Annotated in this window: 15 protein-coding genes; 11 read left to right on the plus strand and 4 right to left on the minus strand. The window is 73.3% G+C overall.

Features of this window, described 5'->3' with window-relative positions:
* The 7 genes from mshB to ACZ4UB_RS14305 all read left to right on the plus strand — a co-directional run bounded on the left by mshB (position 1) and on the right by ACZ4UB_RS14305 (position 7,195).
* Complete coding sequence (gene mshB / locus ACZ4UB_RS14275; RefSeq protein ID WP_468070364.1) at positions 1-924, plus strand: N-acetyl-1-D-myo-inositol-2-amino-2-deoxy-alpha-D-glucopyranoside deacetylase; 924 nt, start codon at positions 1-3, stop codon at positions 922-924.
* Complete coding sequence (locus tag ACZ4UB_RS14280) at positions 921-1,304, plus strand: DUF6113 family protein (RefSeq protein WP_468070365.1); 384 nt, start codon at positions 921-923, stop codon at positions 1,302-1,304. Before mshB ends, ACZ4UB_RS14280 begins: the two co-directional genes overlap by 4 nt.
* Positions 1,305-1,510: 206 nt before the next feature.
* Positions 1,511-3,496: a peptidoglycan binding domain-containing protein gene (locus tag ACZ4UB_RS14285; protein WP_468070366.1), complete on the plus strand. Its 1,986-nt coding sequence runs from the start codon at positions 1,511-1,513 to the stop codon at positions 3,494-3,496.
* Between the two features lie 219 nt (positions 3,497-3,715).
* On the plus strand, positions 3,716-4,645 hold the full coding sequence (locus ACZ4UB_RS14290; RefSeq protein ID WP_468070367.1) for an ABC transporter ATP-binding protein: 930 nt from the start codon (positions 3,716-3,718) through the stop codon (positions 4,643-4,645).
* Entirely contained in the window at positions 4,642-5,382 is a 741-nt protein-coding gene (locus ACZ4UB_RS14295) for an ABC transporter permease (protein WP_468070368.1), read from the plus strand. Before ACZ4UB_RS14290 ends, ACZ4UB_RS14295 begins: the two co-directional genes overlap by 4 nt.
* A 2-nt stretch (positions 5,383-5,384) precedes the next feature.
* Positions 5,385-6,581, plus strand: a complete 1,197-nt coding sequence (locus tag ACZ4UB_RS14300; protein ID WP_468070442.1) for a sensor histidine kinase — start codon at positions 5,385-5,387, stop codon at positions 6,579-6,581.
* Positions 6,578-7,195 (plus strand): response regulator, encoded by a 618-nt coding sequence (locus ACZ4UB_RS14305; protein WP_468070369.1) that lies wholly within the window; start codon positions 6,578-6,580, stop codon positions 7,193-7,195. Before ACZ4UB_RS14300 ends, ACZ4UB_RS14305 begins: the two co-directional genes overlap by 4 nt.
* A 489-nt stretch (positions 7,196-7,684) precedes the next feature.
* On the opposite strand, the gene ACZ4UB_RS14310 is transcribed toward ACZ4UB_RS14305, so the two are convergent.
* Both ACZ4UB_RS14310 and ACZ4UB_RS14315 read right to left on the minus strand, forming a co-directional pair.
* Positions 7,685-8,470: a transglutaminase-like domain-containing protein gene (locus tag ACZ4UB_RS14310; RefSeq protein ID WP_354379610.1), complete on the minus strand. Its 786-nt coding sequence runs from the start codon at positions 8,468-8,470 to the stop codon at positions 7,685-7,687.
* Entirely contained in the window at positions 8,470-9,450 is a 981-nt protein-coding gene (locus ACZ4UB_RS14315) for a GNAT family N-acetyltransferase (RefSeq protein ID WP_468070370.1), read from the minus strand. The genes ACZ4UB_RS14310 and ACZ4UB_RS14315 overlap by 1 nt, the downstream gene beginning before the upstream one ends.
* Before the next feature lie 117 nt (positions 9,451-9,567).
* Between ACZ4UB_RS14315 and fdxA the strand changes: the two genes are divergently transcribed.
* Together fdxA and dapC are read left to right on the plus strand one after the other, a co-directional pair.
* On the plus strand, positions 9,568-9,894 hold the full coding sequence (gene fdxA, locus ACZ4UB_RS14320; RefSeq protein ID WP_283459813.1) for a ferredoxin: 327 nt from the start codon (positions 9,568-9,570) through the stop codon (positions 9,892-9,894).
* A 140-nt stretch (positions 9,895-10,034) separates the two neighbouring features.
* The gene (gene dapC / locus ACZ4UB_RS14325) at positions 10,035-11,129 is read left to right on the plus strand and encodes a succinyldiaminopimelate transaminase (RefSeq protein ID WP_468070371.1); all 1,095 of its coding nucleotides are present in this window, start codon (positions 10,035-10,037) and stop codon (positions 11,127-11,129) included.
* Between the two features lie 103 nt (positions 11,130-11,232).
* Here dapC and ACZ4UB_RS14330 read toward each other — a convergent pair whose 3' ends face one another.
* Together ACZ4UB_RS14330 and ACZ4UB_RS14335 are read right to left on the minus strand one after the other, a co-directional pair.
* Entirely contained in the window at positions 11,233-11,667 is a 435-nt protein-coding gene (locus ACZ4UB_RS14330; protein WP_468070372.1) for an ATP-binding protein, read from the minus strand.
* A gap of 299 nt (positions 11,668-11,966) precedes the next feature.
* Positions 11,967-12,998 carry a hypothetical protein gene (locus ACZ4UB_RS14335; RefSeq protein WP_468070373.1) on the minus strand — a complete coding sequence of 344 codons (1,032 nt, stop codon included), beginning with the start codon at positions 12,996-12,998 and terminating at the stop codon, positions 11,967-11,969.
* A gap of 51 nt (positions 12,999-13,049) precedes the next feature.
* Between ACZ4UB_RS14335 and dapE the strand changes: the two genes are divergently transcribed.
* Both dapE and ACZ4UB_RS14345 read left to right on the plus strand, forming a co-directional pair.
* On the plus strand, positions 13,050-14,129 hold the full coding sequence (gene dapE, locus ACZ4UB_RS14340) for a succinyl-diaminopimelate desuccinylase (RefSeq protein WP_468070374.1): 1,080 nt from the start codon (positions 13,050-13,052) through the stop codon (positions 14,127-14,129).
* A gap of 65 nt (positions 14,130-14,194) precedes the next feature.
* On the plus strand, positions 14,195-14,950 hold the full coding sequence (locus ACZ4UB_RS14345) for an LOG family protein (RefSeq protein ID WP_468070375.1): 756 nt from the start codon (positions 14,195-14,197) through the stop codon (positions 14,948-14,950).
* Positions 14,951-15,054 lie beyond the last annotated feature (104 nt).

Genomic DNA, 15,054 nt, shown 5'->3' on the forward strand with positions numbered 1-15,054 from the left:
ATGAACGGTCTTCCCGCCCGTCGTCTCCTCCTCGTGCACGCGCACCCGGACGACGAGTCGATCAACAACGGCGTCACCATGGCCAAGTACGCGGCCGAGGGCGCCCACGTCGCGCTGGTGACCTGCACGCTGGGCGAGGAGGGCGAGGTCATCCCGCCCGGCCTCGCCCACCTGACCGCCGACCGGGAGGACGCCCTCGGGGCGCACCGGATCGACGAGCTGGCCGCCGCCATGCGCGAGCTGGGCGTCACCGACCACGGATTCCTGGGCGGCCCCGGCCGGTTCCGGGACTCCGGGATGATGGGCGCCGAGCAGAACGAGCACCCCGGCGCCTTCTGGTCCGCCGACGTGGACGAGGCCGCCGGCTTCCTGGTCGAGGTGATCCGCCGCGTCCGGCCCCAGGTGCTCGTCACCTACGACCCCGACGGCGGCTACGGCCACCCCGATCACATCCAGGCCCACCGGGTCGCCACCCGCGCCGCCGAACTGGCCGCGGACCCGGCGTACGCGGACCACCTCGGCGCGCCCCACGCGATCGAGAAGGTCTACTGGAACCGGGTGCCGCGCTCGGTCGTCGAGGAGGGCTTCGCGCGGCTGCGCGCCGCGGAGCGGGCGCCCTTCCCCGGCATCGCCGTGCCCGACGACGTGCCCGGCGTGGTCGCCGACGAGCGCGTCACCGCCGAGATCGGCGCCGCGGACGGCGAACCGTACGCGGCGGCCAAGGCGGCCGCGATGCGCGCCCACGCCACCCAGGTCGCCGTCGCCGACGGTGAGGGCGTCTTCGCGCTCTCCAACGACCTGGCGCAGCCGCTGTTCGCGCGGGAGTACTACGAGTTGGTGGCCGGCCGCTCCGGCGCCCCGGCGGGGGAGCGCGAGAGCGACCTCTTCGCGGGCGTCACCGACGTGGCGGGAGCGGGCGCGTGACCACCACCTGGACCCCGGCCCGGATCGTCGCGCTCCTCGGCCTGCTGGTGCTCGGCGCGCTGGCCGGCGCGGCGGGCTGGCTCGTCGTCGACCTCTGGTTCCCCGGCGGCCTCGTCCTGGCCCTGCTGGCCCTGCTCGGGCTCTTCCTGGCGGGCCGTCTGGTCATCGGCAACGGGATCGGCGTGGGCGTGCCCGTCATCGGCTGGTTCCTCGCCTACGTGTTGGTGGGCGCCCCGCGGCCCGAAGGGGACTTCCTGCTCAGTTCGACCGGAATCGGGATGTATGCCTACCTCCTCGGCGGCATCGTGATCGCTGTGATGTGTGCCACCCTGCGCGGCCCGGTCGAGCAACCGGTTTCGGCCGGGAGGCCCGGCAGGTGACGTGCCGTTGGGTGCTACACCGTGACGTGCGCCCGGGGTTGTGAAACCGCCCGGCACGCCCCCTTTGCCCCATGCGCCGGTCCCCCCGGGGAATGCCATTGCCCCCGGTGGTCAGTTGCGCGCCGGCGGCGGCCAGTATGGTGGACGGGCCGCCGAGCTGCCCGCGCACGGCACGCGGGCGGCGGAGCCAACCGGGAGATCCTGCCTTGACTCGTGAAACCGACCGTTCGTCCTCCGGGCCCCAGGGCCTCGGTGGAGCCGCCTACCCGTCGGGTACACCGCCGTATGGAACCGGCCAGTACCCGTCCACGGACGCCGCGGGTAACGCCCCGGAGGAGAAGCCTGTGACCTCGAAGCCGTCCACGCCTGCCGCGGACTCCGACGGACCCAAGACCGAGACGACGCTGACGACGCGGATCCGGATCAACATCCCGGGTTCGCGGCCGATCCCGCCCGTCGTCGTCCGCAAGCCGGTCGGCGCCGGTGAGCCGGAGCAGCGCCCGCAGGCGCCCGCGGCGCCGGCCGCGCCCGGCGGTCCGTCCGGCGCTTCCGGTGCGCCCTTCGGCCGCGCGGCCGGGGCGCCCGCGCCGTCGCCGCAGGGTCCGCCGCCGCCTCCCGCCGCGCCCGAGCCCGCGGAACCGGCGAGCAACTGGTTCGCCCCGCGCAAGGCCGGTCCGGGCGACGCCCCGGAGCCCGGTCAGGGTCCGGCCGCCGGCCAGGGCCCCGGCCCGGCCCAGGGTCGCCCCGGGCTGCCCGCACGTCCCGGCCCGGTGGCCCGTACGAGCGGCCCCGGCGCCCAGTACCCGGCGGGTCCGCCCGCCCCACCGGTCGACGGCTTCGGCGGCGACTACCAGGGCGGCGCGCCCGGCGGCGCCCCGGCCCCGGCGCCCGGCTACGGCACGGGTCCCGCCGCGGCCCCGGCCGGCCCGACCAGCGGTCCCGTCCACGGCACCGTGCCCGTCGGCGGCCCGCCGCGGCTCGACGACGACACGGCCAACTTCGCCGCCCCCCGCTGGCCCGGGCCCGAGCTGAACGGCACCGGTGGCGCGGCCACCAGCGCCTTCCCGATGGCCGACCCGCCGCCCCCGGCCGGCTTCAACCCGCCGCCGCCGGCCGGTTTCACGCCGCCGCCCCCGGCGCCCGCCGCCGCGGAGCCCCAGGGCAAGAAGGGCAAGAAGGGCAAGCAGCCCAAGGCCGCGGCCCGGCCCGCCGGGTCCGCCGCCCCGGCGGCCTCCGCCAAGAAGGCCAAGAAGGGCCGCTCCAAGGTGGTCCTGCTCGGCGGCGCCCTCTTCGGCGTGGTCGGCATCGCCTACGGTGCCGGTCTGCTGCTCAACCACTCCGACGTGCCCAAGGGCACCACCGTCTTCGGCGTGGACATCACCGGTACCCGCGACGAGGCGGTGGCCAAGCTCCAGAGCGCCTTCGGCCCCCGCAGCAACGCCCCGGTCAAGCTCACCGTCGGCGGCAAGCAGGTCGAGCTGAAGCCCGAGAAGGCCGGGCTGACCCTCGACGCCCAGACCACCGTGCGCAACGCGGCCGGCAGCGACTACAACCCCGTCACCGTCATCGGCTCGCTGCTGGGACAGAAGCGGGTGGCCGAGCCGGTCATGCCGGTCGACGAGGAGAAGCTCCAGGTCGCCCTGGAGGAGCTGGCCGGCACCGCGGGGTCCGCCTCCGAGGGCACGATCAAGTTCGAGCCGAACAAGGTCGTGGCGGTCCCGGGCAAGGAGGGCACCTCCCTGGACGTGGACGCCTCCATCACCAAGGTGGTGGCGGCCTACCGCAGCCAGGTCGGCACCGGCGAGGCCGCTCCGGTCGAGCTGCCGACCGCCAAGCGGGCGCCCGTCGTCAACCAGGCGGAGCTGGACCGGGCGATGAAGGAGTTCGCCGAACCGGCGATGTCGGGGAACGTCACGGTCAAGGCGGGCGGCAAGTCCGTCCCCTACGGCCCCGCCCGGTCGCTGCCCAAGATCCTGAGCATGACGGCGGTCGACGGCAAGCTGGTCGACAAGTACGACCTCGAAGCGATCAAGGAGCTGACCGGGACCCAGTTCGACGGGGTCCTGATCACCCGCGGCAACGGCGAGAAGACCGCCGTCACCCCGCAGGACATCGTCGGCGCCCTGCGCAAGGGACTGCGCGGCAAGACCGCCGCCGAGCGGACCGTCACGATCGACACCAACCCCAGCTGATCCCCCCGCCTCGCGGCGGGAACAGCGGGTCGCAGGCCCTGTCCGGAGCTCCGGACAGGGCCTGCGCCGTTCCCGGCCGGCGCCGTCCGTGACCCGCCCCGTCCGCGGCCCGCGCCGCCCCTGACCTGCACTGTCATGCCTTGTGCATGACATTTGTCAGTCCGGACGCACGACGGCGGACACTGCCGCCGCCACCCCCGCCCGGGGGAGTCTTTCCCCATGACGACGACCACTGCGAAGACCACCGGGACCCCCGTGGTGAGCTTCGAGAACGTGACCAAGAGCTACGGCGCGGTCCGCGCGGTCGACGGCCTCTCGCTGGAGCTGCACCCGGGCGAGACCGTCGCACTGCTGGGCCCGAACGGTGCCGGGAAGTCCTCCACCCTCGACCTCCTGCTGGGCCTGCGCCCGGCGGACACCGGCTCGGTCACGGTCTTCGGCGGCACCCCCGGGCAGGCCATCGCGGCCGGCCGGGTGGGCGCGATGCTCCAGAGCGGCGGCCTGATGGAGGAGGTCACCGTCCGCGAGCTGGTCACCCTCGGCTGCGCGCTGCACCCCCGGGCCTACCCGGTCGAGGAGGTGCTGACCCGGGCCGGCATCACCGCGATCGCCGACCGCAAGGTCAACAAGCTCTCCGGCGGCCAGGAGCAGCGGGTCCGCTTCGCCCTCGCCACGGCCGGTGCCAACGACCTGATCGTCCTCGACGAGCCGACGACCGGCATGGACGTCACCGCCCGCCAGTCCTTCTGGGCCACCATGCGCGAACAGGCCGACCAGGGACGTACGGTCCTCTTCGCCACGCACTACCTGGAAGAGGCCGACGCGATCGCCGACCGCGTCATCGTCCTGCACCGCGGCCGGATCCTCGCCGACGGCTCCGCCGCCGAGATCAAGGCCAAGGCGGGCGCGCGCAAGGTCTCCTTCGACCTCACCGAGCCCTTCGAGGAGGAGCGGCTGCGCGAGCTGCCGTTCCTGACCCGGCTCGACGTCCACGGCTCCACCGTCAAGCTCCAGTCGCGCGACGCCGACGCCACCGTGCACGCCGTCTACGGCCTGGGCCTCTACCCGCGCAACCTCGAAGTCGCCGGGCTGGGCCTGGAGCAGGCATTCATCGCCCTCACCGAGGCCGAGGAGGCCGCCGCATCATGAAGACCCTCGTCAAGCTCGAAATCACCCGGGCCCTGCGCAACAAGAAGTACCTGTTCTTCACCGTGATCTACCCCGCGGCGCTCTTCCTGATGATCGGCGGCACCCAGAGCGGCACCACCAAGGTCTACGGCACCGACCTGACGATGCCCGCCTTCTACATGGTGGCGATGGCCTCCTTCGGCGCCCTGACCGCCGTCCTGGTGGGCCAGAGCGAGATGATCGCCAAGGAGCGCGAGAAGGGCTGGGTGCGCCAGCTGCGGCTGACCGCCCTCCCCGGGCACGGCTACGTCCTCGGCAAGATCTCCAGTGCCGCGATCCTCTCGCTGCCCGCGATCGTGGTCGTCTTCCTGGTCGCCGCGATCCTCAAGGGCGTACGGTTCGACGCCTGGCAGTGGGTCGCGCTCACCGCGGCCATCTGGGCCGGCAGCCTCGTCTTCGCCGCGCTCGGCGTGGCCATCGGCTACCTGGTCAGCGGCGACAGCGCCCGCCCCATCGTGATGATCGTCTACTTCGGCCTGTCCATCCTCGGCGGCCTGTGGATGCCCACCTCGGTCTACCCGCAGTGGCTCCAGAACATCACCCAGTGGCTCCCCACCCGCGCCTACGCCGGACTCGGCCAGGCCATCGAACTGGGCGGCGCGCCGCACCTCAAGGACGTGGCGATCCTCGCCGTGTACTTCGTACTCTTCGCGGGCGGTGCCGCCTGGCTCTACCGCAAGGACACACTGAAGGCGTGAGCATGACACGCACGAAGACGGGGCCGGCCGTCGCTCCACTGGAGAGCGACGGTCTCGACCGCATCGGACAGGCCCCCGAGAACCGCCGCCAGACGGTCGTGAAGTCCCTCTGGGTCGGCATCTGGCTCTTCTACCTCAGCGCCCCGGTGACCGACCTGGTCAGCGGCGGCCACAGCTGGTACGCGGTGCTGCTCGGCGCCTTGGGCCTGGCCGCCTTCGTCGGCTGGTACCTGACCCTGGTCTTCCGCACGGTCCGACAGTTCGCCCGGCAACGGGTGTTGATCTCGCTCGCGGTCATGTCCGCGCAGGCGATCGCGCTGTCCCTGTGCCTGGGCCGGGAGTGGCTGGTCCTCTTCGTGTACGTCTCGGTCTCCTCCGGGGCCGCGCTGCCCGGCCGGCTCTCGCGCTGGGCCGTGCCCGCCGCCACCGCGCTCCTGACGCTGACCTCGCTGGCCGTGCCCGCGGGCCGGGACTTCCTGGCCGGGCTGCTCGTACCCGCCTTCCTGGGCGGCTTCGCGATGGTCGGCATCCGGCAGATGATCGCCACCACCGTCGAACTGCGCCAGGCGCGGGCCACGGTGGCGCAGCTCGCGGCCAACGAGGAGCGCCTGCGGATGGCGCGCGACCTGCACGACCTGCTCGGGCACTCGCTCTCCCTGATCACGCTCAAGAGCGAACTGGCCGGGCGGATGCTCCCGGAGCACCCCGACCGGGCGGCCCAGCAGATCGCCGACATCGAGCAGGTCAGCCGGCAGGCGCTGACCGACGTACGGGAAGCGGTCAGCGGCTACCGGCGGCCGACCCTGCCCGGCGAACTCGCCGGGGCCCGGACCGCGCTGACGGCGGCCGGCGTGGCCGCCGACCTGCCGGCCGCCGAACCGGAGGTGGAACTGCCCGAGGAGGCCGAGTCCGCGCTGGCCTACGCGCTGCGCGAAGCGGTCACCAACGTGGTCCGGCACAGCGGGGCCGCGCGGTGCACCATCAGGCTGGCCGTGCGCCAGACGCTGGCCGGACCCGTGATGGAGCTGACGGTCACCGACGACGGCAAGTGCGACCCCGGCACGCCCGGCAACGGCCTGACCGGCCTGACGGAACGGCTGGTGGCGGTGGGCGGCACGCTGACCGCTGGCCCGGTGTCCCCGACCGCCCACCGCGGCTTCCGGTTGGCCGCGCAGGTCCCTCTAGGATCGCCGTCATGACCCCAGCGCCGATCCGGATCCTGCTCGCCGAAGACCAGTCGATGGTGCGCGAGGCGCTCGCGGCGCTGCTCGGGCTGGAGTCGGACATCGAGGTCGTCGCCCAAGTCGCCCGCGGGGACCAGGTGCTGGCCGCGGCGCGGGCGCACGACGTGAACGTGGCCCTGCTGGACATCGAGATGCCGGGGCTGACCGGGATCGAGGCGGCGGCGCTGCTGCGGGACGGGGTGCCGGGGCTCAAGATCGTGATCCTGACGACCTTCGGCCGGCCGGGCTACCTGCGCGGGGCCATGGAGGCGGGGGCCTCGGCCTTCCTGGTCAAGGACGCGCCCGCCGCGCAACTGGCCGAAGCGGTACGGAGGGTGCTCGCGGGGGACCGGGTCATCGACCCCACGCTCGCGGCGGCGGCCCTGGCGGAGGGGGCGAACCCGCTGACGGACCGCGAGCGGGAGGTTCTGCGGGGGGCGGAGGGCGGGGCGACGAACGCCGAACTGGCGGCCCGGTTGCACCTGTCCCAGGGCACGGTGCGCAACTACCTCTCGACCGCGATCCAGAAACTGGCCGCCCGCAACCGCCAGGAAGCGGCAACCATCGCCCGCACCAAGGGCTGGCTGTAGCCACCCCCAGCAGCCTGCCACCCGCGCCTCCGGCAGGCCGCACCACCCTCTCGCGTGGCTCCGCCCCACACCCGGCGCCTCAATCGCCGGCGGGGCTGGATGTTGCTCGGCGGCATCACCCTCTCGCGTGGCTCCGCCCCGCGCCCCGCGCCTCAAACGCCGGCGGGGCTGGATCTGTTCGGCGGTGTCGGCCTCTCGCGGGGCTCCGCCCCACACCCCGCGCCTCAAACGCCGGCGGGGCTGGATGTTGCTCGGCGGTGTCGGCCTTTGGCGGGGCTCCGCCTCGCACCCCGCGCCTCAATCGCCGGCGGGGCTGGGTCTGTTCGGCGGTGTCGGCCTTTGGCGGGGCTCCGCCCCGCGCCCCGCGCCTCAAACGCCGGCGGGGCTGGATTTGTTCGGCCCAGTCGGCTGCATCGGCCCCCACCAGCCTCGCCGGCGTTTGAGGCGCCGCCGGAGGCGAGTCTGGCGCGTGTTGGGGGGCTGGCGGGGTCAGTTCAGGCGGGCTCGGGCGGCTACGGCTTCGGCTCGGATGCGGGACGCGGCCTCCTTGTCTATCGCGTCGACGACCACCGCGTACCCCTCCAGCTCCACCGCACCCTCCGTGTAGGAGCCCCGCTCGACCAACAGCCGCGCCCGCTCGTACCGCAGCGCCGCCGGATGCGACGGAAGCAGCAGCGCCAGGTCCAGCGCCCACAGCGCCACCCCGGAGTGCTCGGGCCGGGTCGAGGCCCAGGCCCGGACGTTGTTCAGGATCCGCAGGACGATGTCCAGCGTCCGGGCCGCCAGCCGAGGCCCCTCCGCCAGCTCCGCCGGCCCGGCCCCCAACGCGGCCCCGCTCGCGAAGGGATCCACCACGACCCCCTCCTCGGGATCCCCGAAGCCGACCACGAAGTGCCCCGGCAGGGCCAGCCCGTACACCGGCGCACCGGCCCGCCGGGCCACCTCCAGCCACACCACCGACAACAGGATCGGCAGCCCGCGCCGCCGCCGCAGCACCTCGTGCAGCAGCGAGGACGACAGCCGGTCGTAGTCGGCCGGGGTCCCGTGGAACGCCATCCGCCCACCCAGCAGCTCCGTCACCGCCGAAGCCCAGGCCCGCGCCCCGCGCAGCCCGTAGGGCAGCAGCCCGGCCAGCCGGTCCAACTCGATCTGCGCCTCGTCGACGGCCCGCTGGTCCAGCGCGGGATCCGCCTCGGCGGCCAGGTAGAGGCACAGCAGCGCGAGGTCGGGCCGCTCCGCCCGGGCCTCCGCCGCGAACTCCTCGCGGAACCCCATCACCGCGCCCGGAAGTGGTGGTAGGAGTGGTGCGGCGCGAAGCCGAGCCGGTCGTACAGCGCGAGCGCCCCGGCGTTGTCGTCCTCCACCTGGAGCCACGCCGCCGACGCGCCCTCGTCCAGCGCGCGCCGGGCGAGCGCCGTCATCACCGAGGTGGCCAGCCCCTCCCGCCGGTGCGCGGGATCGACCTCCACCGCCGCGAAGGAGGCCCAGCGGCCGTCCACCACGCACCGCCCGATCGCCCGCCCCGCGACCTTCGCGAACCACACCGAGGGGCCCGCCGACAGCACCTGCCGCGCGACCGGGGCGAGGGCGCCCGTACGCCCGTACCGGCCCAGCCACTCCTCGTCGCACGCGCGCGTCAACTCCACGCCGCTGACGTCCGCGTCCAGGTCGCCGATCGGCGCGAGCGCGGCGATCCGCGTCTGCGCCGAGACCTCGCGGACCCAGCCGAGGCGTTCCAGCTCCGCGCAGAGCAGCTCCTGGGTGCCGAGGGCGCCCGTCGCGGCCTGGACGTAGGCGGGAAGTCCGCGCCGCGCGTACCAGGCCGTCACCCGCGCGAGTGCTTCCTCGACCGGCATTCCCGGGTCACCCAGCGGGAGCGCCGAGTTGGCCCGCCGGGTGAACCCGGCGGCCGCCCGCAGCGTCCACCCGCCCAGCGCCTCGCTCTCCAGGGGCTGCCAGGCCCGCGCGGCGGAGCGGGACAGCTCCTCGAAAGTGGCCGAAGGGCCCCTGCGGCGGGCCGGCGCGGGCGGCACGACCTTGCCCGCCACCAGCAAGGATTCCGCGATACGGACGCTCTTGCCGTTCTTTTGTGTGATCAGCAGCACACCACCGGTCCACGATGTGAGCACACCCAGGGTGTCCGTGAACGTGACAGACCGGCCCGATGCGGTCTCCACCCGTCGTACAGAGACCCGTTTGCCCACGTCAGCCTGGGTGATACGGATTTCCATCAGTGCGCCGGCAGTGATTTCCACAGCTGTCTCCGCCCCTCCTGTTCGGATCGTGCCCGGGAACGGAGATACTAGATGCGGGCATCGACGACGCCGCGCTCCCGCGCGATATGGAAAGCCCTACCGAGGAGGAACGAGAGCGTGACCTACGTCATCGCGGAGCCTTGTGTCGACGTCAAGGACAAGGCATGCATCGAAGAGTGCCCCGTCGACTGCATCTACGAGGGCCAGCGGTCCTTGTACATCCACCCGGACGAATGCGTCGACTGTGGTGCGTGTGAACCGGTCTGCCCGGTCGAGGCCATCTTCTACGAGGACGACACTCCGGAAGAGTGGAAGGACTACTACAAGGCGAACGTCGAGTTCTTCGACGAGCTCGGCTCGCCCGGTGGTGCCTCCAAGCTCGGCCTGATCGAGCGCGACCACTCCTTCATCGCCGCGCTGCCGCCCATGAACGGCGAGCACTGACCGTCTTAGGCGGGCGCGTCCCTCGGTCCCGTACGGCGAACGCGCCGCACGGGACCGAGGTGTTTTCCGAATCCGGTGCGCACGGCCCGTCCGTGCACGCACCGGTACGCAGAGCACGCAGAGAGAGAGCAGAGACCACCGTGGCCGCAGTATCCGCTCGCCTTCCCGCTTTCCCCTGGGACAAGCTGGAGCCGTACAAGGCAACCGCCTCCGCGCACGCGGACGGCATCGTCGACCTGTCCGTCGGTACCCCCGTGGACCCGGTGCCGGACCTGATCCAGCGCGCCCTGGTGGCGGCCGCCGACTCCCCGGGTTACCCGACCGTGTGGGGCACGGCCGCGTACCGCGACGCGATCACGGACTGGGTGCGCGGGCGCCTCGGCGCGAGCAACGTCGGGCACCGCAACGTGCTGCCGGTGGTCGGCTCCAAGGAACTGGTGGCCTGGCTGCCGACCCAGCTGGGCCTGGGCGCGGGCGACAAGGTCGCCTACCCGCGCCTCGCGTACCCGACCTACGAGGTCGGCGCGCTGCTGTGCGGTGCCGAGGCGGTGGTCTACGACGACCCGACCGAGCTCGACCCGACCGGGCTGAAGCTGCTGTGGCTGAACTCGCCGTCCAACCCGACCGGGAAGGTCCTCGCCAAGGAGGAGCTGATCCGGATCGTGGCCTGGGCGCGCGAGCACGGGATCCTGGTCTTCAGCGACGAGTGCTACCTGGAGCTGGGCTGGGACGCCGAGCCCGTCTCCGTACTGGACGACGAGGTGAGCGGCGGCTCCTACGACGGCCTGGTGGCCGTCCACTCCCTCTCCAAGCGCTCCAACCTGGCCGGCTACCGGGCGGCCTTCATCGCCGGTGACGCCGCCGTCCTCGCCGAGCTGCTGGAGATCCGCAAGCACGGCGGGATGATGACGCCTACCCCGGTGCAGGCCGCGGCCGCGGTCGCGCTGGGCGACGACGCGCACGTGCGGGAGCAGCGCGAGCGCTACGCGGCCCGCCGCGAGGCGCTGCGCGCGGCCCTGGAGGCGCACGGCTTCCGGATCGAGCACAGCGAGGCCAGCCTCTACCTGTGGGCGACGCGCGACGAGCCCTGCTGGGAGACGGTCGCCTACCTCGCCGGACTCGGCGTGCTGGTCTGCCCCGGCGACTTCTACGGCGAGGCGGGCGCGAACCACGTGCGCGTCGCGTTCACGGCGACGGACGAGCGGGTGGCCGCGGCGGTCAAGCGCCTCGGCTGAGGCCGCCGCCGGCGACCACCGCGGTCGGTACGGCCCGAAGGGGCCGGGAGTTCGTGCTCCCGGCCCCTTCGGCGTTCCGCGTCCCGCGTCCCGCGTACGGGCGTCAGCCGCCGAGCGGCAGACCACCCAGCGGCAGCGACTGGAGGGGGGTGAGGGCGGCCGCCCCGGGCAGCCCGTCGGTCGGCAGAGCAGAGGCGGGGGCGGGGACGGGGGCGGGCGCCGGCGCGGCGGGCGCGTCGGCGGCGGGTGCGTCGGCGGCGGGTGCGGCGGGCGCGGGCGCGGCGGCCGGGGCGGTGTCGGTGGGCAGGCCGCCCATCAGCTTCCCGGTGAGCGCGTCCGTCGGCAGGCCGCTCTTGCCGGCGACACCGTCCACGGCGTGGCCGAGGCCCGCTGAGTCCAGGGCGGTCAGCGAACCCAGCTGGGGTGCCGACTCCAGGCCCACGGCGCTCGCCGAGCCGGCCGCGCCGACCACGGGCGCCGCTCCGGCTGCGAGCAGCAGTGCGGCACGGGCGATCCGGCGGGTCAGGGGGAGGGACATGGTGCTCCTAAGCGTCGTCGTGCGGGCTGAGTACGCCGTGCACAACTCCCTCGGGGGCGCCCTGAGTTGCGGAGCGGGTGGGTAAAGGCTTGGCAACGCGTCGTTTTATCCGCTTCGGTGACAAGCGCATCAGATGTGCGATGAGCTGGCCTTCTGCCCCCCTCGCGCACCGAAGTGCGCCGCTGCGCACCGGCCCCGTGCGGGTGACGTCCCGCACGGTTGACCGGGTGCGCTGATCGGCCGGCAACGGCCCGGCCGGTGGCCGGTTCGCACCGTCAGGGGCTCAGCGGTTCAGCGGCTCAGCGGTTCAGTGGGGCGACGAAGATCCGCACGTCGTCCGGGCCCGCGTTGCGCGGGTCGCCGTCACCGGACGTGCCCGGCGGCTTGTCGATCCACCGCCCCTTGTTCTTGCCCGCGATCCACGCCTTGTCGCCGTAGGAGACCCGCTGGACGCCGAGTTCGGCGGCGTGCGCCACCGTCCAGCTCGCGAGCTCCCAGCCGCGCCGCTGGTCGGCGGGACCCTGGTAGTCCTTCCCCGAGACGGACAGGGTGACCTCGGAGTCGTCGGCGGGCGCCCGCTGCGCGGCGACCCGGGAGGCGGGCGGGCCCGCCTTCGGTGCCAGCGCGCTGCCGAACACCTTCACCAGCTCCGCCTTGACCCGCGTCGCGTCCCCCGTCTCCTGCGGGAGCGGCCCCGAGCAGCTCAGGGCCCCCGGGGCCCGTCCCGTGAAGGCCGCCGCGAGCAGGACGGCGTCCGACTCGTGCTTCGCGTAGGCGTCCGGGAAACCGCTGCGCTGCACCTTCTGCGCGGCCACCGTGAGCGGGAGGTCCGCGTAGTCGGGCACGTCCTCCTTGAGGCGGTCGTAGAAGATCCCGGCCGAGTAGACCGGGTCCATGATCTGCGCCGGGGTGCCCCACCCCTGCGAGGGCCGCTGCTGGAAGAGGCCCAGCGAATCCCGGTCCCCGTGGTCGAGGTTGCGCAGTGCGGACTCCTGCATGGCCGTGGCCATCGCGATCGTCACCGCCCGCTCCGGCATCTTCCTGGCCGTGCCGACCGCCGCGATCGTGGCCGCGTACCGGGCCTGTTCGAGGTTCATGGAGTACGAACCGCGCGCCTCCCCGCCGCCCGGCCCGGCGGCCACCACGGTGCAGTGCGGGGCGCCGTCGCCGCCCGTCGATTCGTTCTGGACGAGGTAGTAACCGGCGAGCCCGAGCAGCACGAGCAGCGCCGCGGCCAGCCTGTACGGGCGGCGGCGACGACGCGGTCGGGGAGCCGTGTGGTGAGTCTCGGACACGCGGCCCACCGTACTTGAGCCGTTCGACTCGTCCATCGGCCGGACGGTCCGGCCTTCCGGTCGAGGTGGGGCATTAGGGTCGGAGCCATGTCCGAATCCGAGCTGGACCTCACCCTGGACGCTGCCGAGCTGACCGCCCGGCTCGTCGACATCCCTTCCGTGAGCGGCGACGAGAAGGTCCTCGCGGACCTCGTGGAGCTGGCCCTGCGACGCCTGCCGCACCTCACCGTCGACCGCTTCGGCAACAACGTCGTGGCCCGCACGCACCTCGACCGCGCGGAGCGCGTCGTGCTCGCCGGGCACCTCGACACCGTGCCGATCGCCGACAACGTCCCCTCGCGGCTGGACGAGGACGGCGTCCTGTGGGGCTGCGGCACGACCGACATGAAGTCCGGGGTCGCCGTCCAACTGCGGATCGCGGCCACCGTGCCCGAGCCGAACCGGGACCTCACCTTCGTCTTCTACGACCAGGAAGAGGTCGCCGCCCACCTCAACGGCCTGGGCAAGGTCGCCGAGGCCCACCCGGACTGGCTGACCGGCGACTTCGCGGTCCTCCTGGAGCCTTCCAACGCGGAGGTCGAGGGCGGCTGCCAGGGCACCCTGCGGGTGATCCTGCACACGGCCGGCGAGCGCGCCCACTCCGCGCGCAGCTGGATGGGGTCCAACGCGATCCACGCGGCCGGGCCGATCCTCGCGAAGCTCGCTGCGTACGAGCCGCGCCGCCCGGTCATCGACGGGCTGGAGTTCCACGAGGGCCTCAACGCCGTACGGATCGAGGGCGGCGTCGCCAACAACGTGATCCCCGACGCCTGCGCGGTGACGGTCAACTTCCGCTACGCCCCCGACCGCAGCGCGGCCGAGGCGCTCGCGCACGTCCGCGAGGTCTTCGCCGACTGCGCGATCACGGAGTTCGTGGTGGACGACAGCTCCGGCGGGGCGCTGCCCGGCCTGTCGCATCCGGCGGCGGCCGCGTTCATGGCGGCGGTCGGCGGTCGGGCCATGCCGAAGTTCGGGTGGACGGACGTGTCGCGCTTCAGCGCGTTGGGCGTCCCGGCCGTCAACTACGGCCCGGGAGACGCGCTGCTGGCCCACAAGGTCGACGAACGGGTCAGCGCGAAGGCGATCCTGCACTGCGAGGACCGACTCCGTGCCTGGCTGACCTCCTGAATTCCGCTTCTCGTCACCTTTGTGCGCCTACCCTGATCCGAACGATCAGCAGGAGGGAGCACATCATGGGCAACCCTGAGGGCGGCCGGGGCAAGCCGGCGGAGCAACAGCTGGGTCCCGTACTGCGACGGCGTGACCAGGTCCAGGCGGGAAGCACGACCGACCAGCGGCTGCTGGACTCCGCGGGACCCTCCGAGTGGGTGCACACCGACCCCTGGCGGGTCCTGCGCATCCAGTCGGAGTTCATCGAGGGCTTCGGCACCCTGGCGGAGCTGCCGCCGGCGATCAGCGTGTTCGGCTCGGCCCGCACCCCGGCGGACTCGGCGGACTACGAGGCGGGCGTGGCCATCGGCCGGGCCCTCGTCGACGCGGGCTTCGCGGTCATCACCGGCGGCGGTCCGGGCGCGATGGAAGCCGCGAACAAGGGCGCCCGCGAGGGCAACGGGATCTCGGTCGGGCTCGGCATCGAGCTGCCCTTCGAGCAGGGGCTCAACCAGCACGTCGACCTCGGCCTGAACTTCCGGTACTTCTTCGTCCGCAAGACGATGTTCGTCAAGTACAGCCAGGGCTTCGTGGTCCTGCCGGGCGGCCTGGGCACGCTCGACGAGCTGTTCGAGGCGCTGACGCTGGTCCAGACGCAGAAGATCACCCGCTTCCCGATCGTGCTGTTCGGCACGACCTACTGGAGCGGGCTGATCGACTGGCTGAGGAACACCGTGGTCGCCCAGGGCAAGGCCTCGGAGAAGGACCTGTACCTCTTCCACGTCACGGACGACGTGGACGAGGCGATCGCCCTGGTGACGAAGGAAGTCGGGAAGTAGCACCCGGCGCGGGGGGGGGGGGGGGGGGGGGGGGGGGGGGGGGGGGGGGGGGGGGCGATCATGGCTTTGTCAAACAGTCCGGCTGAGCGAGGGTGGCAGGTGCG

This window comes from Streptomyces sp. NPDC028419 (assembly GCF_055565515.1).